Genomic DNA, 26,682 nt, shown 5'->3' with positions numbered 1-26,682 from the left:
GCTGTGAGGCAAGCACCTGCGCAGGGCGCAAAGAAAAACCCCGCGCACTGGCGGGGTTTGTCGGTTTTATGTTTTGCGTTTATTCCGCTGGGATCGCTGCGTCTTCAAGCGACAGAGGATGCGGAAGATTGTTCAACATCTCTTTTGGGCACACCTGCAGGAAATTGACCTTTTCAGTGTCCCAATGCTGCAGGATTTCTGCGGCTTTGCGGGATCCGGTTTCCGCCAAATGACGTTCAACCAGGCCTTTCAGCTGATCGTGCCAATGATCGACAGTCACTGCGCAGGTCACAAGCGTCTCAAGGTTCATCACCTCTTCGGCTTTGCCTTCTGGGTCATACAAGTACGCCATGCCGCCGGTCATACCCGCGCCAAAGTTCGCACCAATGGACCCAAGGATCACAGCCACGCCGCCGGTCATATATTCACAACCGTTGGTGCCGCAGCCCTCGATCACAACCTTCGCACCAGAGTTCCGCACCGCGAAACGCTCGCCCGCGCGGCCTGCCGCAAATAGGTGACCGTCAGTCGCACCATACAGCACCGTGTTACCGATGATGGTATTGTCAGCTGCTGTCAGCGGCGAATTCATCGGTGGTCGCACCACAACGGTACCGCCAGACAGACCCTTGCCGACGTAGTCATTGGCATCACCAGACACTTCGATCTTAAGACCCGGAGCCGCAAAGGCACCCAGGGACTGACCTGCGGAGCCGGTCAGTTTGACTGTAAGGTGATCCTCTTGCAGCGCGTTACGCATACCGAAGTTCTGAACGATGTGGCTCGAAGTACGCGTACCCACAGTCCGATGCGTGTTTTGCACCGCGTAGGACAACTGCATTTTCTCACCGTCGTTCAGGAAGCGTGCAGCGTCGCGCACGATTTCTGCATCAAGCGTGTCAGGAACAACATTGCGGTCTTTGTCACGGTTGTAGACGATTTCAGACGCGCCATCGACGGTGATCAACAGCGGGTTAAGATCCAGATCATCGAGGTGCGCAGAGCCACGAGAAACCTGAGCCAGCAGGTCAGCACGGCCAATGACGTCATCCAAAGAACGTGCGCCGATGGAGGCAAGGATTTCACGCACTTCCTGAGCATAGAAAGTGATCAGGTTCACAACCTTGTCGGCATTGCCAGTGAACTTATCCCGCAGTGCTTCGTCTTGCGTGCAGACACCCACAGGGCATGTGTTGGACTGACACTGACGCACCATGATGCAGCCCATCGCGATCAGCGCCGCTGTACCAATGCCGTATTCCTCAGCACCCAGCATTGCCGCCATGACGATGTCACGACCTGTGCGCAGACCACCATCGGTCCGCAGAGTCACACGCTCACGCAGGTTGTTCATTGCCAGAACTTGGTGCGCTTCAGTCAGACCCATTTCCCATGGCAGACCCGCGTATTTGATCGAGGTTGCTGGGGATGCGCCTGTACCACCGTTGTGGCCAGAAATCAGGATCACGTCAGCTTTCGCCTTCGCAACACCGGCTGCAATTGTGCCCACGCCAGAAGAGGCCACCAGTTTCACGGTGACTTTCACGGTCGGGTTAATCTGCTTCAGATCGTAGATCAGCTGAGCCAAATCTTCGATCGAATAGATGTCGTGGTGTGGCGGAGGCGAAATCAGTGTCACACCTTTGGTCGAGTGACGCAAACGTGCAATCAGATCGGTGACCTTCATGCCTGGCAGCTGACCGCCTTCACCGGGTTTCGCACCCTGAGCCACCTTGATTTCCAGCTCTTCACACTGGTTCAGATACTCAGCTGTGACGCCGAAACGACCAGATGCAACCTGCTTGATCTTTGCAGATGGGTTGTCACCGTTTGGCTCTGGTACGAAGTGTGCCGGATCTTCACCACCTTCACCGGAGTCAGATTTCGCACCGATGCGGTTCATCGCAACGTTCAGTGTCTTGTGTGCCTCTGGAGAGAGCGCACCCAGGGACATGCCCGGCGTCACGAAACGCTTACGGATCGATGTGATGCTTTCCACTTCCTCAATCGGAACTGGTTTGCCGATGGCTTTGATGTCCAGCAGATCGCGCAAATGGATTGGCGGCATTGCTTGCATCTTCGCTGAATACTGCTTCCACAACTCAAACGATGCGCGGTTGCAGGCCGCCTGCAGCATGTGCATGGACTGTGCTTCCCAAGCGTGGGTCTCGCCAGACTTACGCGCCTTGTAGAAGCCACCGATTGGCAGAACGTTTTGTTCGGATACAAAACCCTTGGCGTGAACTTCTTCAGCCTTTTTCTGAATACCAGAGACACCGATCCCAGAAATCCGAGAGGTCATGCCCGGGAAGTATTGTGCCACCATGGCGCGAGACAGGCCCACGGCCTCAAAGTTCAGACCACCACGGTAGGAGGAAATCACCGAAATCCCCATCTTCGCCATGATCTTCAGAAGACCCGCGTCAATCGCTTCGCGATAACGCGCGATTGCGGTTGTCAGATCCACGTCCAACAGGCCGCGCTGAATACGATCCGCAAGGGAATCCTCAGCCAGATAGGCGTTCACAACTGTTGCGCCAGAGCCAATCAGAACCGCGAAGTAATGCGGGTCGATACATTCCGCAGATTGCACGTTCAGTGACGAGAAGGTCCGTAGACCTTTCTGTGTCAAATGGCTGTGCACCGCGGATGTCGCAAGGATCATCGGCATCGCAACGCGGTCCGCACCTTGATCTTTATCAGTCAGAACAATGTGGCCTGCACCCGCACGCACGGCGTCTTCTGCCTCAGCGCGGATACGCTCCAGATTGTCACGCAACGCGCCAGATGTACCACCTGCTGGGAAAGTACAGTCGATGCGAACGACGGTGTCGTCAAAGGCTTCCAGTAGAGTTTCAAACTGCGCGTTACCCACAAACGGGCTATCAAGCAGAATGATTTCAGTCTGGCTGCCATCCTCATCCAGCACGTTCTTCAGATTACCAAACCGGGTCTTCAAAGACATCACGCGGAATTCGCGCAGACTGTCGATTGGAGGGTTTGTCACCTGAGAGAAGTTCTGACGGAAGAAATGGCTGAGTGGACGATATTTGTTCGACAAAACCGCGCTCGGCGTGTCGTCACCCATCGAGGCCAAGGCCTCTTTGGCATCTTCAGCCATTGGGGCCAGAATCTGCTCTAGCTCTTCGATGGTGTAGCCGGCTGCAATCTGACGTTCACGCAGCTCTTCGCCTGTGAACAAAGGACGTTCAGTGACTTTGCTCAACTCTGTGTCGAGATCACGGATTTTGCCAACCCAGTCGCCATATGGGCGCGCTTCAGCGAGTTTGTTTTTGATCTCTGTATCGCGGTAAAGCTTACCTTCGACCTTATCGACAGCGATCAACTGACCAGGACCCAAAGCGCCTTTTTCAACAACAGTTGCTTCGTCGATTGGCACCATGCCTGCTTCGGAGCCTGCGATGAGTAGGCCATCACCGGTCACAACATAGCGCATCGGGCGCAGGCCATTCCGGTCCAGACCTGCACAAACCCAACGACCGTCGGTCATCGCCAGCGCGGCTGGGCCATCCCATGGCTCCATCACCGAGTTGCAGTAGGAATACATGTCGATCCAGCTTTGCGGCAGCTCGACTGCCTGTTTGGACCAGCTTTCGGGAACCAACATGGTTTTGGCCATTGGCGCTGAACGCCCTGCGCGCACCAGCACTTCGAATACGCCGTCCAGCGCGGCAGAGTCAGAGGCTCCGCCAGGAACAATCGGCTTAATGTCCTCAGCCAGGTCACCGAAATAATCGGAGGCCATGCGGATCTCGTGCGACTTCATCCAGTTGATGTTGCCCTTCAGCGTGTTGATTTCGCCGTTGTGCGCCAACATGCGGAACGGTTGTGCCAACCACCACTGTGGGAAGGTGTTGGTGGAATAACGCTGGTGGTAGATCGCGAATGTGGATTCAAAGCGCTCATCCATCAGGTCCGGGTAGAACACGGCAACCTGCTCGGCCAGCATCATGCCTTTGTAGATGATCGAACGGCAGGACAGTGACGCCACATATAGCTCGCCAATCCCAGCACGCTGAGCAGCTTTTTCAATCCGGCGACGGATCACATAGAGTTCACGCTCAAAGGTTTCTTCATCGACACCTTTGGAATTTGAGATCAGAATTTGTTCGATCTCTGGGCGTGTCGCGTTGGCTTTTTCGCCAAGGCAGCTGATGTCGACAGGCACATGGCGCCAACCATAGATGAAGTACCCCATCCGCAGAATTTCGGATTCAATGATGGTCCGGCAAGTTTCTTGTGCGCCAAAGTCTGTGCGTGGCAGAAAGACCTGACCAACAGCAACCAATTCATCCTGACGAGGTTCGTGGCCAGTGCGTTTGATTTGATCATAAAAGAACGGCACAGGGATATCGACGTGGATACCCGCGCCGTCACCAGTCTTGCCATCTGCATCAACCGCGCCGCGGTGCCAGATCGCTTTTAGCGCATCGATACCCGCCTCAACAACCTTGCGACTTTTCTTACCGTCAACGGCAACAACAAGGCCAACACCACAAGAAGAGTGCTCTTCAGATTCGCTGTAAAGGCCGTTCTCAGCCATATACTGGCGCTTGGCTTCTTCGTCGCGAACCCAGTTTTGATCGTATTTTGTCATTCTTGAACCCTTCCCCAATTCGGTAGGTCACATGTCAGCCCGGCGGTGCGCAGATGGATTGGCACCTGCCGGATCAATTCATTGAATTATTCGGCTGCGATGGCTTTCGCGGCATCGAAGTTTTTCAGGATCGCCTCGGCGCAGTCGCGACCGTCGCGGATCGCCCAGACCACCAAAGACGCACCACGCACGATGTCACCCACCGCGTAAACGCCATCCAGATCGGTCGCACCCGTTGTGAAGGCCGCTTTCACGGTGCCCCAGCGCGTCACTTCCAGCTCCGGCTGATCCCAAAGAGTTGGCAGATCTTCTGGCTCAAAACCCAGTGCCTTGATGACCAGATCAGCCTCTTCGACATAATCCGCACCCTCGATCACTTCAGGGGACTGACGGCCGGATGCATCGGGCTGGCCCAAACGCATGCGCTGAACCATCACGCCATTGACCGGATCGCCGCTAAAGCCTTTCGGCGCTGCGAGCCATTCAAAGACTACGCCTTCTTCTTCGGCGTTCTGTGTTTCCCGCAGGGATCCCGGCATGTTTGCACGATCACGACGATACAGGCACTTCACGCTTTTAGCGCCTTGACGCAGGGCCGTACGAACACAGTCCATTGCAGTGTCACCACCACCGATGACAACAACCTTTTTGCCTTCGGCATTCAGCTCGCCGCTGTCATATTCTGGGACCGTATCACCAAAGCTTAGACGGTTAGATGCGGTCAGATAATCAATCGCTTTCACGATGCCGGCTGCACCAGCACCCGGCCCTTGCAGATCCCGAGATTTATAAACGCCAGTTGCGATGATCACGGCGTCATGTGCCTTGCGGATCTCTTCGAACGAAATGTCCTTGCCGATCTCACAGTTCAACTTGAACGTTACATCGCCTTCGGCCAGCAATTCATTGCGGCGCATGACAATGTCTTTTTCCAGCTTGAAGCCCGGAATGCCGTAGGTCAGCAAGCCGCCTGCACGGTCGTGGCGATCATAGACTGTGACCTGTACACCTTCTTGGCGCAGCATGTCAGCCGCTGCTAGGCCACCAGGACCAGCACCGATGATGGCAACCGATTCACTGCGTTCTGCTGTCGGAGAAGCCGGCTTGACCCAACCCTTTTCCCATGCGGTGTCGGTGATGTATTTTTCGACAGAGCCGATAGTCACAGTTCCGTGGCCTGACTGTTCAATCACGCAGTTACCTTCACACAGACGGTCTTGCGGGCAAATACGGCCACAGATTTCTGGGAACGTGTTGGTGGCTTGAGAAACCGCGTAGGCCTCTTCAAGTCGGCCAGTCGCGGTCAGGCGCAGCCAATCCGGGATGTTGTTGTGCAGCGGACAATGAGACTGGCAATATGGCACGCCACACTGTGAACAGCGGCTTGCCTGCTCTTCTGCTTTCGCTTCGGCATAGGCCGCGTAGATTTCGTTGAAATCCTTGTTGCGCTCGTCAGCATCCCGTTTTGACGGCATGTCACGATCGACAGATACAAATTTCAGCATCGGTTGCTTCGCCACGGCGGCTGCCTCCTGCAATTTCCTAGGTTGAGTTCGTAGTAAGGGAAGTCAAAACAGGATAAAAGTCAACTAAGCTGACCTATATTCAGTTTATTGTGAAAATATCGCTTTGGCAGGCCGATTTGTTGCGAAAATTAGATCCGGTACGGACCCAAATGCACTCTTCCCTAATTTTTCTGCTCCTTTATACCTCTGCCCAACACCAATTTGGAATTTTCTATGGCACTGTATCACCTGATTCTTTTGGCAATTGTGCAGGGTATTACCGAGTTTTTGCCCATCTCATCTTCTGGCCATCTAATTTTGCTTCCAAACGCATTGGGCACCGAGGATCAGGGGCAATTCTTGGATGTGTCGGTTCATATTGGCACGCTAGGTGCCGTCATTCTGTATTTCTGGAAAGATGTAAAACAGGCGCTTTCCGGCCTGCCGCATCTCGTGATGGGTAAGTTAGATCACCGCGGTGCAAAACTGTCATTACTGCTGATCATCGCCACAATCCCGGTGATGATCTTTGGCGTTTTCCTGGCTGTGACCGGCTTGAATGATGCGATGCGGTCCATGGCTGTGATCGGCTGGACCATGTTGGGTTTCGGGCTGTTGCTGTGGTGGATGGATCAAAAGGGAGGCACAACGAAAGTGTCTGGCGATTGGTCCATGCGGGACGCCATCATCATGGGTCTTTGGCAAGCGGTTGCCCTGATCCCCGGCACATCGCGATCAGGCATCACCATCACCGGCGCCCGTGCCTTGGGGTATGATCGAGAGAACAGCGCGCGTCTTGCGATGTTGATGAGCATTCCTGCCATCATGGCAAGCGGCGGCTATTTGCTTTTAGACACCGGCATTCATCTTTCCGGTCCAGAAGCACGCGACGCACTCATCGCGACAGCATTAGCCTTTCTATCAGCTCTTCTTGCGCTCAAGCTCATGATGGCGCTTTTGAAATCCGTCAGCTTCACACCCTACGTGATCTACCGCGTGATTTTAGGACTGATCTTGCTAGGCGTCGCTTACACGTAAGCGCAGCCTGATTGCCCTTAAGCGCTCATATTCTTGGCTGACTCTTTGATGGCGTCATATTGCCCAGATGGGCGGAAGCGCCAAAGGTAGTCCTCAAGCACAGCAGACGCGGGCGTTGCCGTCATACCCAAATCCGCAAAACTTTTTGCACCCGAAGGAACAACATTATCGTGACGCAGAAGCTTCAGCTGATCGCGCGTCAGAACAGTGTTGCGCCAAAGTCCAAAGGTCAGCTTTTGCAGCAGATCAAAACTAAAAGCCATCAACGACCCAACTGCAAACGGCAGATTCATAACAAGCTTGCGACGGTGGATCACAGTAAGCATTTCTGCGATCCAACCGCTCAATGACTTCACTTCGGACCCGCCAAGTTCGTAGACACCACTGGCTTGCCCCAAGATACCTTTCACTGCTGCCTCCGCGACATCATCCACGTAAACAGGTTGGAATTTTGTATCGCCGCCCACCAGAGGCAGGGCCGGTCCGAACTTGGTCATGGCCGCGAAGCGGTTAAAAAACTGATCTTCGGGCCCAAAAATTACCGACGGTCTTAAGATCATAGCGTTTGGCATATAGGCCAAAACACCCGCCTCTCCTTCAGCCTTAGACTGGGCGTATTCGCTTGCGGATTCTGCATCCGCTCCAATGGCCGACAAATGCACCATCGTAGACACGCCGGCATCAGCGGCCAACCGCGCAATACGCTCAGCACCCTCGTGCTGCACAGAGTCAAATTTGTTCTTACGATCTTCCGCTAAGATACCAACGCAGTTTACCACAGCATCAGCTCCAGACATCGCATGCTGAACTGACGCATCGTCGCGGATATTGCAAAGCACTGGCTCAACCTGCCCTACGGTACCGTAAGGCTTTACAAACATCGCCTCATTTGGTCGCCGTACCGCGACCCTAACCCGCCAACCTTCTTTGGCCATGCGTCGTGCAATATAGCGCCCGACAAATCCCGATCCGCCGTAAATAGTGACGAGTTTAGACATTGGCAGGCCTCCGCTTTCTGATCTCTCACCGAGAAATACCCACCGAAAGCACACCAAACAAGGCGCAATTGCATTCACAAGCTTATTCACCAAGCAAAGCAGCATCCTCGGTGAAGCCTCTTCCCGTCTAGAAAGTACAAACGGCCCGCAGGCGATCAATTTTTTCGGTGGTATAACAATGCGTTAAATACAGACCGCCAATGCAGCAATGTGAAATTCACGATTTTCGCAAAAACTTCAAAAACCGCGTTGACTCCTTGGGTCCATATCACTAAATCCCCCTTCACGACATCTAAGCCCAGATGGCGGAATTGGTAGACGCGCTAGCTTCAGGTGCTAGTGTCCGTATGGACGTGGAGGTTCGAGTCCTCTTCTGGGCACCACTCTTCATTACATTGAAAAGAAGCACGCACTGGGTCTCACAGAGATAATGTGCAGTTTTCACCCCCCTCTCAGCTTAGATCCGCTTGCGCCTCGCTTTTTGGGGGGGGACTTTATACCTGATGATGACAAAGACGGGTCGCTATGCCTTCACATCCTGACGCCACGGAGGCTGCGCGCCAACCTGTTGTACGGAATGCGCGGCGCACTTGCCCGCAAATGCAAGGGCCGTAGCCAATTCCTGATCAGTCGCGGATGCCAATTGCGTTTTAGAGAGCAACCCTTGATCAAACAAGGAAGCCAAAAAGCCACCATTAAACGTATCACCGGCCCCTACCGTATCAACAACTTTCACCTTCTCAGACGGCACAAATACTGCTTTCTTGCCGGCTCGATAAACACTTGCGCCCTTAGAGCCCTCAGTAAACAAGACGATCTTCGGACCAAGGGCTAACATCTGTTCGATGGCAGCTTCAGCAGTCTCCGCAGTGGGAAACAGCCACTCAAGATCTTCATCAGAGGTTTTAACAACATCTGCATGACTCAGCATTCCGGCCAAACGCGCACGAAAGGCGGGTTCATCCTTAATAAAAGTTGGACGGATATTTGGATCCAGCATCACCAACCGGTCTGCATTGCGCTCCACAAGAGCAGCGTAAGTATCCGCAGCTGGGGCATTGATCAGGCTGATGCCGCCACAGAAAACCGCCTGTGTTGAATCCGGCAATGCAGGCAGATCGTCAGAGCTGATCATGCGGCCCGCTGTACCTTCATCATAGAAATCATAGGAAACGACGCCGTCGCTAAAGTCGACGAAAGCCAATGTCGTCGGGCGATCACTGCGCACCAAATGGCTGAGACCAACCTTGCTGTTGTGCAAATGTGTCTCGATTACACGCCCGAATTGATCGTTGGAAAGGCCAGATAGGAATTCCACCGGGACTCCCAAACGCCCAAGCGCCACGGCAGTATTCATTACAGCACCGCCTGCGACAGGCTCCAACATGGCCTGCTCATCTATTTCCCTTGGCAGCATGTCGATCAGACATTCACCAGCACATAAAATCATCTCGCGCCCTCTCGCAAAACAACGCTGTGAGCAACCTAAACCATCCACAGCGTGACTCAAAATGTTATCGCTAACATCAGCAGGAAACCGCATAAGCACTTTTCACTCGGCTGCCAACTGCCTTAGGCAGGGTTATGGCTATTCTTTTGATACATACCGGCGGAACAATTGGCATGATGCAATCCGAAAACGGATTTACACCACAAAAAGGCGTCGTCGAAGACCACGTGCAGGGGCTGATCGCCTCTGGGCAAGTAAAATCCAAAATCGAGATTCACCCGCTAACACCGCTCATCGACAGCGCCAATGCTACGCCTACTGATTGGTCGCGTGTTGCAAGAGTGGTTGCCATCCATCACTCAGAATACGACGGGTTCGTGATTAGCCACGGTACAGACACACTGGCTTATACGGCAGCAGCACTTTGCTTTGCTCTAGAAGGGTTAGCAAAACCAGTGATCATAACCGGATCGATGCTGCCGCTGACCGTAGAAGGCTCTGACGGCACCCGTAACCTATTGGATGCGTTAACCAAGGTGGAGGCGACACCGAAAGGCGTTTGGGTACAATTCTCCGGGCAGTTGCTGCACGGTGCTCGGGTACGCAAATCGCATTCCACCGACTTTGACGCCTTCAAAGCCAACACCGGTGGCGCTGCTCCTGTGCGCTCGGGCGATCAACTTCGTCTTCACACCTATGGCAGCCATAAGGTAGCGGTTTTAGCCACTGCTCCCGGCATGGGCACCGATTTGATACAATTTGCAGCCGAGCACAGCGATGCCTTGCTCTTGCGAGTCTATGGCTCTGGCACCGCACCAGAAAGCCAGGGTTTGGTAGCAGCTCTGCAAACGGCGCAAAGCCGCGGCATCCCGGTTCTGGCTGTCAGCCAATGCCCTGAAGGCGGCATGGCGCTTGGCACCTATGCCGCAGGCGGCGTGCTGCGGGACAACGGCGTGATCGACGGGCGCGACATGACGGTCGAAGCCGCTTACGCCAAATTGCGCCACGTCCTAACGCAAACAGGCGACCCAAAGGATCGCCTGCCTACTTGCCTGTGTGGTGAGTTCACCTAGCTCGTTATTGTTTAGTCGCCATCTGCCACTCCCTGCGCCCGCGCCTTAGCGCGACGGGCGCGGAAGCTTGGCAGCAACACCAGCAGCAACGCGATCACCAGAAGACCCAATGTCATTGGGCGTTCCCAGATGAACGCCACGCCATCATAAAGCTGCATGGAGCGTGAGAAGTTGTCTTCCAGCATGCCGCCCAGGATGAAGCCAATCAACAGCGGTGCTAGGGGGTAGTCTGCGAACTTCAAAGCCGTCGCGAAAATACCGAAGCCAACCAACAGCAGAAGCTCAGTTGCGTTGTTCTGGCCGATATAGGCCCCCATCAAGGTAAAGAACAAAATAAACGGGATCAGATAGTTACGCGGAACCATCAGCACTTTGGCGATGTAAGGGATCAGCGGCAGGTTCAGCACCAGCAGCACCAAGTTCCCGATGAACATCGACATGATCACAGCCCAGAACACCTGCGGTTCGTCGATCATCAAACGCGGACCCGGAGTAACGTTTAGCGCAATCAGCGCACCCAACAAGATCGCCGTGGTCCCGGACCCGGGAATTCCCAACGTCAGCAGCGGTACAAAAGAGCCGGTGCAGGCCGCGTTATTTGCGGTCTCAGGCGCCGCCAGGCCTTTGATCGACCCTTTGCCGAACTCTTCCTGCTCTTCTTTGGTCGCGATATTGCGTTCAACCGCATAGCCCAGAAAGCTCGCGATTGTCGCGCCGGCACCCGGCAGAACGCCGATAAAGAAGCCCTGGATCGATTGACGTCCAATGACCGGCGCAATGGATTTCGCTTCAGAACGCGTAATGCGCAAATCTTTGATCTCACCTTCATCACCGCCCGCTGTCACTTTTGGTTTGAGAACCAAGAACAGCGCCTCTGGCAGGGCGAACATCGCCATCGCTAGGGTGATAAAGCCAAAGCCAGACTGCAGATCCATGATGCCCATGGTGAAGCGTGGCATGTTAAACAGCGCACCTTCGCCAACGGTCGCCATGATCAGGCCCAGCAAGGTCATCAACATCGCTTTGGCCACCTGACCGGTGCCCGCAAAAGCCGCGATCGCGGAAAGTCCTACGACCATCAGTGCGAAATATTCCGCAGAGTGGAACAGCAGCGCAACCGACGACAGCGCCGGAGCAAAGACCATCAACAGGATCGCACCGATGGTTCCGCCTGCGAAACTCGCAATCGCCGCAACGGTCAACGCTTTACCTGCTTTGCCCTTTTTGGCCATCGGGTAGCCATCGAAACTCGAGGCTACGGTACCGGCAACACCCGGCGCGTTCAGCAGGATCGAAGACGTCGAGCCACCAAAGATCGCACCATAGTAGACGCCGGCAAGCAGGATCAGCGCGGCGGATGGATCTCCCATGGAGATCGCCACAGGGATCATAATTGCAATGATCGACATTGGGCCTAGGCCCGGCAACATACCAATGAATGTGCCGATCAGACAGCCACCGATCACCATTAACAAGTTCTGTAGGGACAGGGCCGTTTGCAGGCCGATCAGAAGTCCTTCTAACATTTTAACCTCCGATAAAGCCTGGCAGTGGTCGCATGTAGATACCCAGAACCTCTTGCACGAGGTACCAAACGACGCCGGTTGCGACTGCGGACACAATGATCATGGTGATCCATTTGCGTTCACCGAGAATAACCGATCCAAGCATCAGGAAACCGACGGTGGAAAACAGGAACCCCATTGGACGTAGGCACAGCGCATAGACAACCATAAGGCCCAGCAGCAGGATTGCTTGGCCAAGGTGATACTCACCGAGGCGGCGGTAATCGATGTCAGCTTCTTTTGGCTCTCCCTTTTCCAATCCCAAAAGGATAGTCAGGCAAGCGATGATGGCCAGAATGGAAAGAACCTTTGGAAAGGTGCTTGGCCAGATTGGGTTGCGCCGCATGAAGGGGGCCAAGGACCCGTCCATCGTAAACCAGGCCGTATAGCCATAGGCGAGGCATATCCCCAATAAAATCAGTGCAATCCAGCGATCCAGTGCCATTGCAGTATCCCCATATAAAAATGGCAGAGCGATCTCCCGCTCTGCCAAAGTAACAAACGAACCTTTACAGGAAGCCCAGTTTCTTCATCAGATCGCCGATGACTTGTTCTTGCGCTTCCAGGAAGGTTTTAAAGTCATCGCCAGAGTTATGGATGTTGACCCAACCGTTACGCGCGCGCACTTCTTCCCACTCTGGGGTGTCGTACATTTTCGCAATCGCGTCTTGGTACATCGCCAGCTTATCTTCTGGCAGACCAGGTGCAGCAAAGAAACCACGCCAGTTGACGAAGGTTGTGTCGATGCCTTGCTCCATCATGGTCTGCGCGTCAGGTGCTGCAGAAACACGCTCGTCAGATGTAACGCCGATGATTTTGACTTCGCCAGCGTTGGACAGGTCAACCGCTTCGGAGAAACCAGTGGACAGAGCCGCGATTTCACCAGACAGCAGCGCCGCCATCGCTTTGCCGCCCGCGTCGTATGGGATGTATTTTACACCCAGCGCGTCTTTGCCAGCTGCTTCCATCACCATGGCTGCAACCAGGTGGTCCATGCCGCCTGGAACAGAACCGCCACCGATCGCTGTCGCAGATGGGTCCACGTCATAAGCTGCCAGCAGGTCCGCCATAGAGTTGATTGGGCTGTCTTTGCCAACAACGATTGCCGCATAGTCACCGATGGTGCCGGATACGAGGGTCAGGTCGCGGAAGTTGTGTGGGAAGACGCCAGTCAGGGAACGGATCACGATTGGGGTGGAGTTTACCATCAATGTGCCGTGGTTGCTGTCTGCGTTTTCGATCAGGAAGCCAATGGCTTTACCGCCGCCGCCGCCAGACATGTTTTCGTAAGATGCGCTGCCAACAAGCCCAGCACCTGTCAGAGCTTCGCCAGTACCACGTGCTGTCCCGTCCCAGCCGCCGCCAGCGCCGCCTGGAATCAGGAAGTGAATTTCGTCTAGAACCTTGTGACCACCGGCGATTGCAGATGTACCCAAAGCCATCGCTGCGACTGCCGACGCCATGATGGCGCGGCGAGCAATTTTAAATGTCATAATGTAAGCCTCCCATTTGACAACTGACCGATTGACGGTTCAGTTGAACGAAACAAGCAAACCAACCTGACACAAACCTGTCACGGTCTTAACTGGGCCCTTATTTCTTATGAAATTCCTCCTTGTCGAAGACAATCTGGACCTCGCAAACGCTATAAGTTCGCGAATGCAGTTGGACGGCCATGTTATTGATCACGCTGAAACTTTAGGCGATGCGACTGCTTTTTCAGAGGTTGGGGAATACGACCTGATTTTATTGGACATTATGCTGCCCGATGGGGACGGTCGCACCTTCTTAGAACACCACCGTGCCGGGAAAATGGACACTCCCGTGATCGTTTTAACTGCACGCAGTCAGGTTTCAGATCGAATCAGCATGCTTGATTTGGGGGCGGATGACTATGTCACCAAGCCGTTTGATCATGCTGAACTCAAGGCCCGTTGCCGAGCCGTTCTGCGTCGCAAATCCGGCAATGCACAGACTGTCGTACGGCTTGGCGATGTGGCGTTGGACCCTGTCGCAGGCAACCTTAAAATCCATGATCAGGTGATCTCTCTACGCAATAGAGAATTGCGTTTGCTAGAGCTTCTGATGAATGCGCCCGGACAAATATTCCCAAAAACAAAACTGGTGGACCGGCTGTTTTCCTACGACGATGATGTCTCTGAGAACGCGGTTGAAGTCTATATTGGCCGGCTGCGCAAACACCTTGAAAACACCAATGTTAAGATCAAGACATTGCGCGGGTTGGGATATCGCCTGGATCATGACTGAGGCCACCGACATATTCGGCGGCATCTTTCGGTCGCTGCGCAACCGACTTGCAATCACCTTGATCGGCGGCGCGGCAGTCTTGGCGATCCTGCTCTATCTGGTCGTTCGCAGCTACGCTGCTCAGATCGCGCAACAGGGCCAAGACAGCATTCTTGCGGCTTCCGTCACCTCTATTCTGGACGCGGCCATCCTGCGCGATGGTCAGGTTGAAGTCGATTTCCCCTATGCGTCCTTTTCGATGCTCAGCACAGCCTCGGATGACCGCGTTTTCTACGGCATCTACCAGGACCAGTCCCTGATTTCAGGCTATGAAGGTATCGCCTATGAAACTGCGCCGATGGATGCGGGCCATGCCTTTCGCACTGATACATTTCAAGATGCGACGGTTCGGATCGCGACTGCGTCGCGCACCTTGATTGGCGCACGATTCACCACTGTGATTTCGGTTTCTGTCGCCCAAACCCAAGATGCCTTGTCGGTTACACTGAACCGGATTTCTCGCAATGCAGCCGCCTTTGGTACTGGTTTTTTCTTGCTGGCCGCGATCCTGTCGTTTTGGGCCACGTCGACCACCATTGGTCCTCTCAAACGCCTCACATCATCCATCACGCGCCGGGGTCCGCAAGACCTCAGCCCCTTCGTGCAGCCCGTACCCACCGAGATGGAACCACTGGTTTCGTCGCTCAACAACCTCATGGGGCGGCTGGATCAATCGCTCAGCCAATCAGAGGATTTCATCGCCGAAGCGGCCCACCGCGTCCGTACGCCTCTGGCCACGGTACGGTCATACGCCGAAGCCACGCTGCAACGAGTCGGACGTGAAGAAAACCGCCATGCGCTGCGTTCAATGGTCCGCGCCATTGACGAAAGCTCGCGCGCGGCCGGGCAGTTGTTGGACCACGCCATGATCACCTTCCGCGCCGATCATCTAGAACGGGTCGATCTGGACCTTACGGAGCTTGTAAAAGAAATGGTCCGGGGCCTCACTCCAATTGCGGATATGAAAGATGTCCACCTGCGCTTGATCACGCCCGAGAAAGTTACAGTGTCAGGCGATGCGATCCTTCTGCAAAACGCAATCCGCAATGTCATCGATAACGCTCTGAAATACTCACCCGCCGAAAGCGACATCACAATAACAGTCTCTAATAATGCTGATAGCCGAGTGATGATACGTGATGAAGGGCCCGGATTTCCACCAGATGACATTGCGCAGTTGGCGGATCGATTTACCCGCGGTGCAAACGCAGAAGGAATCACAGGTTCGGGTCTTGGGTTGACCATCGCAAAAGATGTGGTTGCAGCCCATGGCGGTCAAATGCATTTGGAAAACCATGCAGAGGGGGGCGCATGCGTAACCTTATCGTTCTGATCTTGTCCCTGATCCCAATCCTAACGCACGCCCAGGAATGGGAGGATCGTCAGGTTTTTGAAGGCAGCGCATCCAGTGTGACCCTGCGCGTGATTTCCAGCACCGACACCTCGTTTTTCGCACCGATTCTGCAAAGCTTTATCACAAGAAACCCCACTCTATCTGTGGAGTATTTTGTAACCAGCACTGCTGACTTGAACCGTCATGTGCGGCGCAAACCTGATGAGTTTGACGTCGTGATTTCCAGCGCGATGGACCTACAACTAAAGCTCGCCAATGACGGCTATGCACGTGAAATATCGGTCTCTAACATACCGGATTGGGCGCAATGGCGGTCGAGCCTGTTTGCCTTCACCACGGAACCAGCAGCGATCGTAATCAACAGCAATGCCTTTAAAGACATCGCCACGCCGCAGACCCGCCAGGACTTGATCCGCGCGCTCAGGGATCGTCCTGAAGTATTCCATAACCGCGTCGGCACCTATGATGTGCGCCAATCGGGATTGGGATATCTTTTTGCAACGCAGGATGCCCGCGCCTCGGAAACCTACTGGCGTTTGACCGAAGTTATGGGCAGCCTAGATGCGCGCCTTTACTGCTGTTCCAGCGCCATGATCGACGATTTGATCAGCGGAGAAATCGCCGTCGCCTATAACGTGCTTGGCAGCTACGCGGAGGCGCGCCAGAAGGACGAAGGAAACCTGACAATCATCCTGCCGTCTGACTTCCCAACCACCATGATGCGTACCGCATTGGTATCGGCACAGTCCAAAAATGCGAGCGCCGCAGAAAACTTCATCAAACACCTACTGGCCTTGCAAACCACGGGCGCCGAGCTACCTTTGCCACGGTTGGATGTGTCCAACGACACCACAGGCCGGTCCAATATTGCTTTGGAGCCCGCCCTCATGACCTATCTTGACGAGTTAAAGCGTCGCAATTTCCTAAAAGAATGGGAAAGCGCTATCATCCAAGGGCCATGAGCCTTAGTGCACGTGGCCTTGGAAGTGATAAATGATCTTTGCCTCTTCGGCATCTACCAAATCTGAGGCAAAGCTCTGGCCAAGAGCAGATTTTGCAGCCGTCAAAACCGCGACTTTTTTCCCTTTTGCCTGACGCGAATAAGCATCTGCGACCACATCAAACGGCGCGCTCGCCCGCCCATCGATCTCAACACGTTCGGCATCGCGGCGGGGTAATTCCAAAATTGCGGGATCCACCTCGGCTTCGTGAAACACTACATCTGCTTCCTGCAAGCACGCCACGGCTCGCATCGTCAGCAAATCGTGCGATTGCAGGTTTGTTCCGATAATATTGATCGCGGGCCGTGCGTCAGCCTCTGGTATCTCGCGGTTCTTGATTGCATCCAAAATGACAGTTTCTGCATCATCATCCCGACCTACCGCAAACAACGCCATTGGTGCCTTGCGAAACACCCAGGCCCAATACGCCCGTTGTCTCCCCGAAAAGGCGCGATCCACATCAGGCCGCTGCGCCCCGCAGAAGGCGGCCATCCGGCCAAGGTTTGAGATCAACATGCCCTCGATCCGGGTTTTGATCAGGCGCGATAAGACAGGCGCTGTTCCTTCGGTACCGATCGCCACAACGACAGGATCACGATCCACAATCGACGGCGTGGTCATGTCACATAGGGCTGGGTTATCGACCACATTCACCATCGCGCCAGCATCTTTCGCAATCGGGTGATAAGACGCGTCTGCGCCAGGACAACCGGTCGCAATGAATGTCATCGCCGAGCCCTTGAAGGAGTCCGCTGAGACCATTCCGCTGCGATGCGCCGCCTGCCCTGCCGTGGCTTTGCCACTGAGTTCAGCGTTCAACGTTTCCGCGAGAACGATCAGCTTTGCGTCTGTCTTGGCCAATAGACGCATTTTCTGCGCGGCCTGTTCACCCCCGCCAACGACAACAACCCGCCGACCGCTGGTTTTGATAAACATAGGAAAGGCTCGCATGTTGTCTTTATTCCGCCGCGATTTGGGTGCTCTGAGACGAGATTAGCTGCGCGATTTCTGACCGGCAAGAGCCACAATTTGTACCTGCTCCTGTTGATTGGCAAATGAACTCGACCGAGGCCTGCCCATTTGCCGGAACAGCATCGAGAATTTGGTTGCGGCCGATGTTCATGCAGGAACACACGGTGGGGCCAGGGTCTTTCACATTCTGACCCGGGCGCGCAGCCAAAACGCCAAGCGCGGGCTTTCCAAGTTGCGTCACCAAATAATCGCGTGCCACTGCAACTGGTTCCGGACCGACAAATAGGGCCGCCATTAATGTATCTCCTTCATAAAAGGCGATACGTGTCTGGCCACGTTTTGGATCCGTCATAATCATCGGATCCGCTTCAAACCCAAATAGCGCTTTGGCATAGGCGGACCAGTCTTGCGGTTCTGATCCAGCCAATTCTGCCCGCCATCCATGATCTACAGGCACCTGAGCCCAATATTCTGAGCGCGGCGAAAACGGCTGTGTGGACATGGCAAATCCATACCAATTGGCCTCAAGCCGCGTCACATTCACGGCTGCCGACTTACTTTCAGGTTGACCAGAAACCGGATCCGTTATCGCAGGGATCACAGACGCCACAACTGATGCCGAAGCGGTTTCTCCAGTCCAATGAATTGGCGCAAACGGGTTGCCGCGCTGCACATCTTCGGTGATCCAAACCCGGAAAATTGCCTCTCCGGAGTGGCCTTTGACCAATGCCAAATCCGCAGATTTCACGCCATAAGCCAAGGCATCCTCTGGATGGATCTGTAGGAAGGGTTCCGCAAGGTGTTTGCACAGTTTTGCGGATAGACCTGTGCGCGACATGGTGTGCCACTGATCCCGCGCGCGCCCTGTGTTCAAGCGCAATGGATAGGCGTCATCCAACTTCGCCTCAGGAACACGCGAGGTGATTGGCAACATATTCGCGCGGCCCGAGGGCGTGAAGAACTTGCCATCCGCAAAGAACCGACCACCTTGGCGCGCTGCGGTAATAGGCCATTTTTGCGGTTCAAACTTTTCGTAGCCCTCGTCAGATAAATCACTCAGCGCAGAGATATCAAAATCCTTACCCAGCTTTCCGGCGACTTCAGACAACGCGGCATGTTCGCGGAAAATATCGACCTCTGATCGATAGGCAAAGGCCTCTTTCCAGCCCATGCGACGCCCAACTTCAGCATAAATTTCCCAATCAGCGCGCGCTTCTCCCGGTTGCATCAGCGCGGCGCGCTGACGGCTAATCGTCCGATCTGAATTGGTGACCGTTCCTGATTTTTCACCCCACCCCAAGGCAGGCAACACAACTTCAGCCAGTTTTGCAGTGTCGGTGCGATCATTCAGATCACTGACGACAACGAAATCACAGTTCTCAATCGCCTTTGCCACTCGATCTCCGTCCGGCATCGAAACCACAGGGTTAGTACATGCCACCCAAAGCGCCTTAATCTGACCATTTTCAATCGCGTCAAACATATCCACGGCTTTCAGCCCGGCCTTTTCAGGCATGCGCGGTGCGTTCCAAAAGCTTTGGACTGCCGCACGATGGTCAACGTTTTCCAGATCCAAATGCGCAGCCAGCATATTTGCCAACCCACCGGTTTCGCGGCCTCCCATAGCATTTGGCTGACCTGTCACGCTGAATGGGCCACACCCAGGCAGGCCGATCCGACCGGTTGCCAGATGGCAATTCAGAATGGCATTAACCTTGTCGCTACCAGAAGACGACTGGTTGATGCCCTGACTAAAGACTGTGACCACCTTCTGAGTCTTGGTGAAGAGCTCGTAAAAGGCCTGAAGCTCGGCGGGATCCAGACCTGTTATATTCGGATTGTCCTGCTGGGCAGCTTGCAAGGCATCGTCAAAACCTGACACGCCTTTTTCCAAGTATTCAGTGTCTATTTCACCTGAATCAGCCAAATAGGCCAACAGACCATTGAACAGGGCCGCGTCGCCACCCGGTGCAATTTTCAGGTGCATGTCAGCGATGTCGCAGCTCGACGTCCGGCGTGGATCAACCACCACAACCTTCGTTCCACGTTCCGCCCTTGCGGACGCAAGTCTTTGATACAAAACCGGGTGGCACCACGCGAGGTTCGAACCGACCAGAACCACCAAATCGGCCAATTCAAGATCTTCGTATTCACCAGGAACCGTATCGGTTCCGAAGGCGCGTTTGTGCCCGGCAACGGTCGACGCCATGCAAAGCCGCGAGTTGGTGTCGATGTTAGCTGACCCCATAAAGCCTTTCATCAGCTTATTGGCGACATAGTAATCCTCGGTCAACAACTGCCCCGACACATAAAAGGCAACGCTATCCGGTCCATGCGTTGCGATGGTGTCTTTGAATCGATCCGCTACCAATTGCAGCGTCTCATCCCAAGGCTTGGTTTCTCCAAGGACCTTAGGGGCTAGCAAGCGCCCCTCCAGCCCAACAGTATCGCCCAGCGCGAGACCTTTAGAACACAGCCGCCCAAAGTTCGCAGGGTGTTCAGGGTCACCTTCGACCTTCAGGCCGCCATCTGATTGAGGGGTCAAAAGAACCCCACAACCGACCCCACAGTAGGGGCATGTAGACCGGATTTTTGAAGTCATCAGGCCGCTCGGCTCATTAACAAAGTGCTATCAAGCAAGATGCGTCCAGCCTCGACTTTGGCTGGAAACGTGTCGATTTTTCCTTCGTCTGCTCCCTGCGCCACACCGGTGTTCAAATCAAACACCCAGTTGTGTAGCGGGCAGGTTACGCTTTGGCCGTGCACAATACCTTCTGACAGCGGGCCGCCTTTGTGAGGGCAGCGATCCGAGGTCGCGAAGACCTCGTTTTCACTGGTGCGAAACACCGCCACGCAGCCCAACGCGGTTTTTACAACGCGCGCGCCACGCAATGGGATGTCTTCAACGGATCCAATATCAATCCAGCTCATTCCGCTGCCTCCAATGTCAGATTTGCCAGAGGGCCAAACTTTGGCGCCTCATCAGGTTGTGCCAATTCTGCCCATGGGTCTTTTTGATAGATCGACTGCGACAGCTCGAACCGGGCAACAAGCGCCTTGCGGTTTTCGATATCATCCACGATCTGCTCTTTGACCCAATCCAAGCCGACCTTAGCGATCCACTTGTATGCGCGATCCAGATACTTCGCGTTCTCGCGGTAAAGCTGCATGAAGGCGGTTGCGACCTCGATGGTTTCTTCTTCGGTTTCGCAATCCATCAGACGTTCGGTTTCCTTCACGTCCATACCGGCAGCACCTGCGACACCAACCTGATAGCCGCTGTCGACGCAGATAACGCCGATGTCCTTGCAGGTGGCTTCCGCACAGTTGCGCGGGCAGCCTGAAACTGCGAGCTTCACCTTGTGCGGTGACCAAGAGCCCCAGAGCTTCTCTTCCAGCTTAATTCCAAGACCCGTTGAATCCTGCGTACCAAAGCGGCAATGATCCTTGCCCACACAGGTTTTCACCGTGCGCAGACCTTTGGCATAGGCGTGGCCCGAGACCATGCCCGCGTTATTCAGATCTTTCCAAATCGCAGGAAGGTCTTCGCCTTTCACACCCAGCAAGTCGATCCGTTGGCCGCCGGTGACATGCACCGTCGGGACGTTGTATTTATCGGCTGCATCGGCGATCGCGCGCAACTCGTCTGGTGTGGTCATCCCACCCCACATCCGAGGAACAACAGAATAGGTACCGTCCTTCTGGATGTTCGCGTGTTTGCGTTCGTTCACAAAACGGCTTTGCGGGTCGTCTTGGTATTCCACCGGCCAATCCGCCAGCAGATAGTAGTTCACCGCCGGGCGACATACGTGACACCCGTTCGGAGAGCTCCACCCCAGTTCCTGCCAGACCGCGGCTTGTGATTTCAACTCTTTGGTTTTGATCAGACGGCGCACATCTTCATGGGTCAGATCGGTACAGCCGCAAACAGATTGCGCGGCGGGCATTTGGAAGTCATCCCCTAGGGTGACTGCCATTAGCTGCTCAACAAGACCGGTACAGGTACCACATGAGGCCGAGGCTTTCGTCGTGGCGCGTACCGCACCCAGATCAGTAGCACCACCTTTGATGGCATCGACAATTTGGCTTTTACATACGCCGTTGCAACCGCAGATTTCTGCGTCATCCGGTAAGGCTGCAACGGCCTGCAAGGGGTCCAGCGCGGCACCCCCTTGGAATGCTGGGCCAAAGATCAACGTATCGCGCATCTCTGAGATGTCGGTCTTGTCTTTGATCAGTCCAAAGAACCAGTTGCCATCCGCAGTGTCGCCATACATCACAGCGCCGACAATCACGTTGTCTTCGATCACCAAACGTTTGTAGACGCCACGGCTTGGATCGCGGAACACAATGTCCTCTCGGCCTTCACCTTCCGCGAAATCACCTGCGCTGAATAGATCACATCCTGTGACTTTCAGCTTAGTAGAAACTTCCTTCGGCGCGAAAACAGCGTCCTCTTCCAAGAGCGTCGCTGCGACCACTTTTGCCTGATCATACAGAGGCGCAACCAAACCAAAGAGCTGCTGGCGATGCTCCACACATTCACCAACCGCAAGGATATCTGGATCCGACGTGCGCATTGCGTCATCCACGGTGATACCGCGCTCAACCTCGATGGCGGTGTCAGTTGCCAGACGTGTTTCAGGTCGGATCCCCACAGCCATAACAACCAGATCGGCAGGAATCGTGGTCTTATCCTGCAGCAGAACGGCTTCGACTTTGTCTTCACCAAGGATCGCAGCAGTAGAAGCTTGGCATTTCACTTCAATGCCTTTGTCTTCCAGCGCACGCCGCAGCAAATAACCTGCTGCCTCATCCAACTGGCGCTCCATCAGATGGCCCATCAGGTGCAGAACCGTCACGTCCATTCCGCGCGCTTTCAGGCCAGCGGCTGCTTCCAGACCCAGCAGACCACCACCGATGACCACAGCTTTGGCACCCGGTTTCTGGGTCGCTTCGATCATGGTATTTGTGTCGTCTAGATCACGGTAAGCAATCACACCAGGCAGATCCTTACCCGGAATTGGAATGATGAAAGGGGCAGAACCCGTTGCGATCAGCAGTTTGTCGTAGGCCACTTCGCCATTTTGACCCACCACCACTTTGCGTTCACGGTCGATGCCAACAACGTGCTCGCCAAAGCGGCAGGTTACGCCATTGTCTTCATACCAATTCGCATCATGTGTGACGATTTCCTCATAGGATTTATCGCCAGACAGGACCGGAGACAGCATGATCCGGTTGTAGTTGCCGCGTGGTTCCGCGTTGAAAAGAGTGATGTCGTAGGCATCTTTATTAGCCTCCAACAGGTGCTCAATCGCACGGCCCGAGGCCATGCCAGCACCAATAACAACAAGCTTTTTAGACATTTGTGCCTCCGCACTTTTGAACTGAGGCACAGTTTCTTTCTGTCAGGCGGCGTTGGGATAGGCCGCTTCGATCATCGTGCCAGACACATCTCTGAACAGTAGTTTCCAAGCCTGTTCTTCCGGATCGCTCATCCCGCCAGGTGCCACCTCGTGCAGGGCGGCCAGTAAGGCTTGCCCGACGATCGGATAGTGTTCCGGCAGTGCCCCGTAGGCGACGTGGCGCTTGGCGAGCTTCTTCAGTTTTCCCGTGAAAAACCAAGGCTGATGCAGATTGTGCACCAGAAAGTCGAGCATGCTGGAAAATTTGCCCATCTGTTGACTGAGATCGGCTTGAAACAGCCCGCGCGCCTCGGGTGCGAGGCGAAACAGTTTGCGATAAAACGCGTCGGCCAGATAGCCTTTGCTGAGACGGATCTTTTCGTAAGAATCCTGGATCAATTCGATTTCTTCGTTGTTCAGAACACCCATCAACGCACTCCTTTTTGTCGGAGCAGACGATAGGGTTGATTGCTTTAGAAATACTAAATCCGAGCGCTTGGGACATCATAAGGGTCACTCCGCTGCGATTTTGACAGGTTTGGGTTTGGGCTTAGCGCCGTGCTCGTATTCCTCAAGGAAATCCAAAACCTCTTGGCGATAAGTATAATAATCGGGGTGCTCTAGCAGCGCCTTGCGGGTGCGCGGGCGTGGCAGGTCAACCTCAGTGATTTTACCGATGGTCGCCTGTGGGCCATTAGTCATCATGACCACGCGGTCAGCCAACAAGATGGCTTCGTCCACATCATGGGTCACACAGATCGCTGTGACTTTGGTACGAGACCAAACTTCCATCAAAACCTCTTGCAGCTCCCAGCGCGTAAGACTGTCGAGCATGCCGAAAGGCTCATCCAACAAAAGCAGCTTCGGCGACAAAGCAAAGGCACGGGCAATACCCACGCGTTGACGCATGCCATTGGACATCGCAGACGCGGATTTATCCATCGCATCGGCCAGACCAACACGTTCAAGATAGTATTCAACAACATCCTGACGCTCTGCCTGAGAGGCTTTGGGGTAGACTTTGTCAACGCCAATCGCACAGTTTTCACGCGCGGTGAGCCAAGGGAAGAGGTTAGGTGATTGGAACACCACGGCACGTTCAGGGTCAGCACCTTCAACGTGACGACCGTCCAGTTTAATGGCGCCTTTTGAAATCTCGTTTAGACCAGCCGCCATGGTCAGAACTGTGGACTTACCACAGCCAGAGTGACCAATCAGCGAGATGAATTCACCTTTGTTGATTTTTAGATCAAAATCCTCAACCACAGTCAGTGGACCCTTTGGTGTCGGGTAGACTTTGTGCAGTTGCGAGAAATCCAGGAAACGGTTTTCAATCAGACCTTCTTGCGCCTGCGCAACAGCCGCGGGAACACCGTGAATTGGCGTCACGTTCGGCAGCTGCTTAGAGCCTTCAACCTTCGCTTCAATGCCAACATCCATCAGGTAGTTGGTCACTTCCATGCGCAGCTTCTTGAAAGTCTCGTCATTGTTCATCGCGGTGCGATCACGTGGACGCGCCAGCGGAACTTTGAACTCTTCTCCCAAGGTGCCATCTGGGTTCAGCGCAATGATGCGATCCGCCATCACAATGGCTTCGTCCACATCGTTGGTGATCAGAACGCAGGTCTGCTTTTCCGCAGCCCAGATCGAAACGATCTCATCCGCAAGGTTGCCGCGTGTCAAAGCATCGAGCGCAGACAGTGGCTCATCCAGCAGCAAAACCTCTGGGTTCATTGCCAAGGCGCGCGCCACGTTCACACGTTGGCGCATACCACCAGACAGTTCCGCAGGACGGCGCGATGCGGCGTGACTTAGACCCACCATCTTAACGTAGTGCGCAACTTTCTCATCTTTTTCCGCAGCTGGCATCTTTGGAAAGACGCTGTCGACCGCCAGACGCACGTTGCCGGCAACAGAGAGCCAAGGCATCAAAGAGTAGCTTTGGAAGATCACACCGCGCTCGGGGCCCGGGCCAGTGATCTCTTTGCCTTTAAACGTCAGCTCACCGTGCGAAGGTTTTTCCAGACCTGCGAGCAAGTTGATGAGAGTGGTTTTGCCGGAGCCTGAGAAGCCGAGGAGAACAAGGAACTCGCCCTCTTCGACTTCCAGATTGATGTTCTTCAAAACGTCGGTTTTGGCTGTGCCTTCGCCGAAGCTTTTAGAAACGTTATCGAGTTTCAGAATAGCCATGGGTCAGATCACCGGTTGTTTGTGAAAGTGAAGGCGGCTTGGATCGCGTACATCAAGCGGTCCAGCAGGAAGCCGATGATGCCGATGGTGAACACAGCCACCATGATCTTCGCCAAAGATTGGCTAGAGCCGTTCTGGAACTCGTCCCATACAAATTTGCCGAGACCCGGGTTTTGCGCCAGCATTTCCGCAGCAATCAGAACCATCCAGCCCACACCGAGCGAGAGACGCAGACCAGTAAAGATCAGTGGCAATGAGGACGGAAGAACCAGCTTTGTGATCTTGGTCCAGGCATTCATTTTCAGAACCTTGGAAACCGACACCAGATCTTTGTCTATCGATGCCACACCCAGTGACGTGTTGATCAAAGTTGGCCACAAGGAACAGAGCGTCACTGTAATGGCCGAGTTCAGGAAGGATTTCGCAAACCAACCGTCACCATCTACGGCATAAGTCGCGGACACAATCATGGTTACGATCGGCAACCACGCCAGCGGTGAAACTGGTTTAAAGATCTGCACCAGCGGGTTGATGGCCGCATTTGCGTAGGGCGACAGACCGGCCAGAATACCAAGCGGGATGGCCACAGCAGACGCAATCAAGAAGCCGAAGAACACGGTTTTGATCGATGTCCAGATTTGCTGGTAATAGCTTGGCGCTCCGGTAAAGGCGCGCTCTTTAGGCTCTTTGCCTTGCGCGACCAGACGCTCGTTCAACTGAGCAACTTTGGCTTCAAACTGCGCCTTCTTTTCCGCTTTCGCCTGCGCATCTTCATGCAGGTTTACGGCCTGCTCCCAAACCTGACCCGGTCCCGGAACCGCACCCAGCGAGGTCTGTACTTGCGGCGCCAAGGTGGCCCACAAGAACAAGAAACCCACGATTGCCAGCATCGGAACGCCGGCCAGTTTCCAGATTTCTTTGTACTGTGCCTTTGGGTTGTCACCCGCAATGGCACGGAAAATCGGAGTCAGCCAGCCGAGGCCCAAGACGGTGAACCAAGTGTCGGCTTTGTTGATCCATGTAAAGATCTTGGCCTTCCGCGCCTCGCGGGCGGCTTGGTCATCCAACTGTTGTGGATCGATGGCAGTCATTGTTTTGCTCCTTGGGTGGGCCGGCGTGTAACCGTTAGCCGGACCTGGGTTTTGCGCTTAGAGCTGCGTCCTGTTTCAAAGGCACAGGCCAAAGCGCGAAATGGGAATGATG

19 protein-coding genes and 1 tRNA gene are annotated in these 26,682 nt (G+C 54.4%); 6 read left to right on the top strand and 14 right to left on the bottom strand.

What is annotated here, in order from left to right; translation table 11 throughout:
• Positions 1–79: 79 nt before the first annotated feature.
• Both gltB and JXQ85_RS01920 read right to left on the bottom strand, forming a co-directional pair.
• Complete coding sequence (gene gltB, locus JXQ85_RS01925; protein ID WP_421747164.1) at positions 80–4,618, bottom strand: glutamate synthase large subunit; 4,539 nt, start codon at positions 4,616–4,618, stop codon at positions 80–82.
• A gap of 86 nt (positions 4,619–4,704) precedes the next feature.
• Positions 4,705–6,138 (bottom strand): NAD(P)-dependent oxidoreductase, encoded by a 1,434-nt coding sequence (locus JXQ85_RS01920; protein ID WP_421747163.1) that lies wholly within the window; start codon positions 6,136–6,138, stop codon positions 4,705–4,707.
• Between the two features lie 219 nt (positions 6,139–6,357).
• Here JXQ85_RS01920 and JXQ85_RS01915 point away from each other — a divergent pair, with 219 nt between their 5' ends.
• Positions 6,358–7,161, top strand: a complete 804-nt coding sequence (locus JXQ85_RS01915; protein ID WP_421747162.1) for an undecaprenyl-diphosphate phosphatase — start codon at positions 6,358–6,360, stop codon at positions 7,159–7,161.
• 17 nt (positions 7,162–7,178) lie between these two features.
• On the opposite strand, the gene JXQ85_RS01910 is transcribed toward JXQ85_RS01915, so the two are convergent.
• Positions 7,179–8,159: a complex I NDUFA9 subunit family protein gene (locus tag JXQ85_RS01910; RefSeq protein ID WP_421747161.1), complete on the bottom strand. Its 981-nt coding sequence runs from the start codon at positions 8,157–8,159 to the stop codon at positions 7,179–7,181.
• A 296-nt stretch (positions 8,160–8,455) separates the two neighbouring features.
• Between JXQ85_RS01910 and JXQ85_RS01905 the strand changes: the two genes are divergently transcribed.
• Positions 8,456–8,542 (top strand) — tRNA-Leu (locus JXQ85_RS01905).
• 140 nt (positions 8,543–8,682) lie between these two features.
• Here JXQ85_RS01905 and JXQ85_RS01900 read toward each other — a convergent pair.
• Complete coding sequence (locus JXQ85_RS01900) at positions 8,683–9,609, bottom strand: carbohydrate kinase family protein (protein ID WP_421747160.1); 927 nt, start codon at positions 9,607–9,609, stop codon at positions 8,683–8,685.
• A 134-nt stretch (positions 9,610–9,743) separates the two neighbouring features.
• Here JXQ85_RS01900 and JXQ85_RS01895 point away from each other — a divergent pair, with 134 nt between their 5' ends.
• Entirely contained in the window at positions 9,744–10,682 is a 939-nt protein-coding gene (locus JXQ85_RS01895) for an asparaginase (protein WP_421747159.1), read from the top strand.
• Positions 10,683–10,693: 11 nt separating this feature from the next.
• On the opposite strand, the gene JXQ85_RS01890 is transcribed toward JXQ85_RS01895, so the two are convergent.
• From JXQ85_RS01890 to JXQ85_RS01880, 3 genes are all read right to left on the bottom strand, one after another.
• Positions 10,694–12,208 carry a tripartite tricarboxylate transporter permease gene (locus tag JXQ85_RS01890; RefSeq protein WP_421747158.1) on the bottom strand — a complete coding sequence of 505 codons (1,515 nt, stop codon included), beginning with the start codon at positions 12,206–12,208 and terminating at the stop codon, positions 10,694–10,696.
• Position 12,209: 1 nt separating this feature from the next.
• Positions 12,210–12,692, bottom strand: coding sequence for a tripartite tricarboxylate transporter TctB family protein (locus JXQ85_RS01885; protein ID WP_421747157.1), 483 nt, complete (start codon positions 12,690–12,692; stop codon positions 12,210–12,212).
• Between the two features lie 64 nt (positions 12,693–12,756).
• Entirely contained in the window at positions 12,757–13,740 is a 984-nt protein-coding gene (locus JXQ85_RS01880) for a Bug family tripartite tricarboxylate transporter substrate binding protein (RefSeq protein ID WP_421747156.1), read from the bottom strand.
• 109 nt (positions 13,741–13,849) lie between these two features.
• On the opposite strand from JXQ85_RS01880, the gene JXQ85_RS01875 reads away from it, so the two are divergent.
• Genes JXQ85_RS01875 through JXQ85_RS01865 form a run of 3 tightly spaced genes read left to right on the top strand, consistent with a single transcriptional unit; the run spans position 13,850 to position 16,870 of the window.
• Positions 13,850–14,515: a response regulator transcription factor gene (locus JXQ85_RS01875; protein WP_421747155.1), complete on the top strand. Its 666-nt coding sequence runs from the start codon at positions 13,850–13,852 to the stop codon at positions 14,513–14,515.
• Entirely contained in the window at positions 14,508–15,887 is a 1,380-nt protein-coding gene (locus tag JXQ85_RS01870) for an ATP-binding protein (protein WP_421747154.1), read from the top strand. The genes JXQ85_RS01875 and JXQ85_RS01870 overlap by 8 nt, the downstream gene beginning before the upstream one ends.
• Complete coding sequence (locus JXQ85_RS01865) at positions 15,866–16,870, top strand: ABC transporter substrate-binding protein (protein WP_421747153.1); 1,005 nt, start codon at positions 15,866–15,868, stop codon at positions 16,868–16,870. The genes JXQ85_RS01870 and JXQ85_RS01865 overlap by 22 nt, the downstream gene beginning before the upstream one ends.
• A gap of 3 nt (positions 16,871–16,873) precedes the next feature.
• On the opposite strand, the gene JXQ85_RS01860 is transcribed toward JXQ85_RS01865, so the two are convergent.
• The 7 genes from JXQ85_RS01860 to JXQ85_RS01830 form a co-directional block, all read right to left on the bottom strand.
• Positions 16,874–17,845: an NAD(P)-dependent oxidoreductase gene (locus JXQ85_RS01860; protein ID WP_421747152.1), complete on the bottom strand. Its 972-nt coding sequence runs from the start codon at positions 17,843–17,845 to the stop codon at positions 16,874–16,876.
• Between the two features lie 22 nt (positions 17,846–17,867).
• Complete coding sequence (locus JXQ85_RS01855) at positions 17,868–20,483, bottom strand: molybdopterin-dependent oxidoreductase (protein ID WP_421747151.1); 2,616 nt, start codon at positions 20,481–20,483, stop codon at positions 17,868–17,870.
• Positions 20,483–20,812 carry a nitrite reductase small subunit NirD gene (nirD, locus tag JXQ85_RS01850; protein ID WP_421747150.1) on the bottom strand — a complete coding sequence of 110 codons (330 nt, stop codon included), beginning with the start codon at positions 20,810–20,812 and terminating at the stop codon, positions 20,483–20,485. Before nirD ends, JXQ85_RS01855 begins: the two co-directional genes overlap by 1 nt.
• Positions 20,809–23,250 carry a nitrite reductase large subunit NirB gene (nirB, locus tag JXQ85_RS01845; protein ID WP_421747149.1) on the bottom strand — a complete coding sequence of 814 codons (2,442 nt, stop codon included), beginning with the start codon at positions 23,248–23,250 and terminating at the stop codon, positions 20,809–20,811. Before nirB ends, nirD begins: the two co-directional genes overlap by 4 nt.
• Before the next feature lie 42 nt (positions 23,251–23,292).
• A complete protein-coding gene (locus JXQ85_RS01840) occupies positions 23,293–23,718 on the bottom strand; it encodes a globin domain-containing protein (protein ID WP_421747148.1) in 426 nt (141 codons plus the stop codon).
• An 84-nt stretch (positions 23,719–23,802) separates the two neighbouring features.
• The gene (locus tag JXQ85_RS01835; protein WP_421747147.1) at positions 23,803–25,479 is read right to left on the bottom strand and encodes an ABC transporter ATP-binding protein; all 1,677 of its coding nucleotides are present in this window, start codon (positions 25,477–25,479) and stop codon (positions 23,803–23,805) included.
• A gap of 8 nt (positions 25,480–25,487) precedes the next feature.
• Positions 25,488–26,570 (bottom strand): ABC transporter permease, encoded by a 1,083-nt coding sequence (locus tag JXQ85_RS01830; protein WP_421747146.1) that lies wholly within the window; start codon positions 26,568–26,570, stop codon positions 25,488–25,490.
• Between the last annotated feature and the right edge of the window lie 112 nt (positions 26,571–26,682).

It is taken from the genome of Cognatishimia sp., from assembly GCF_049116455.1.
Lineage (GTDB): Bacteria > Pseudomonadota > Alphaproteobacteria > Rhodobacterales > Rhodobacteraceae > Cognatishimia.
Note: the sequence above shows the minus strand (reverse complement) of the source record. Positions and strands in the feature narration are given on the sequence as shown.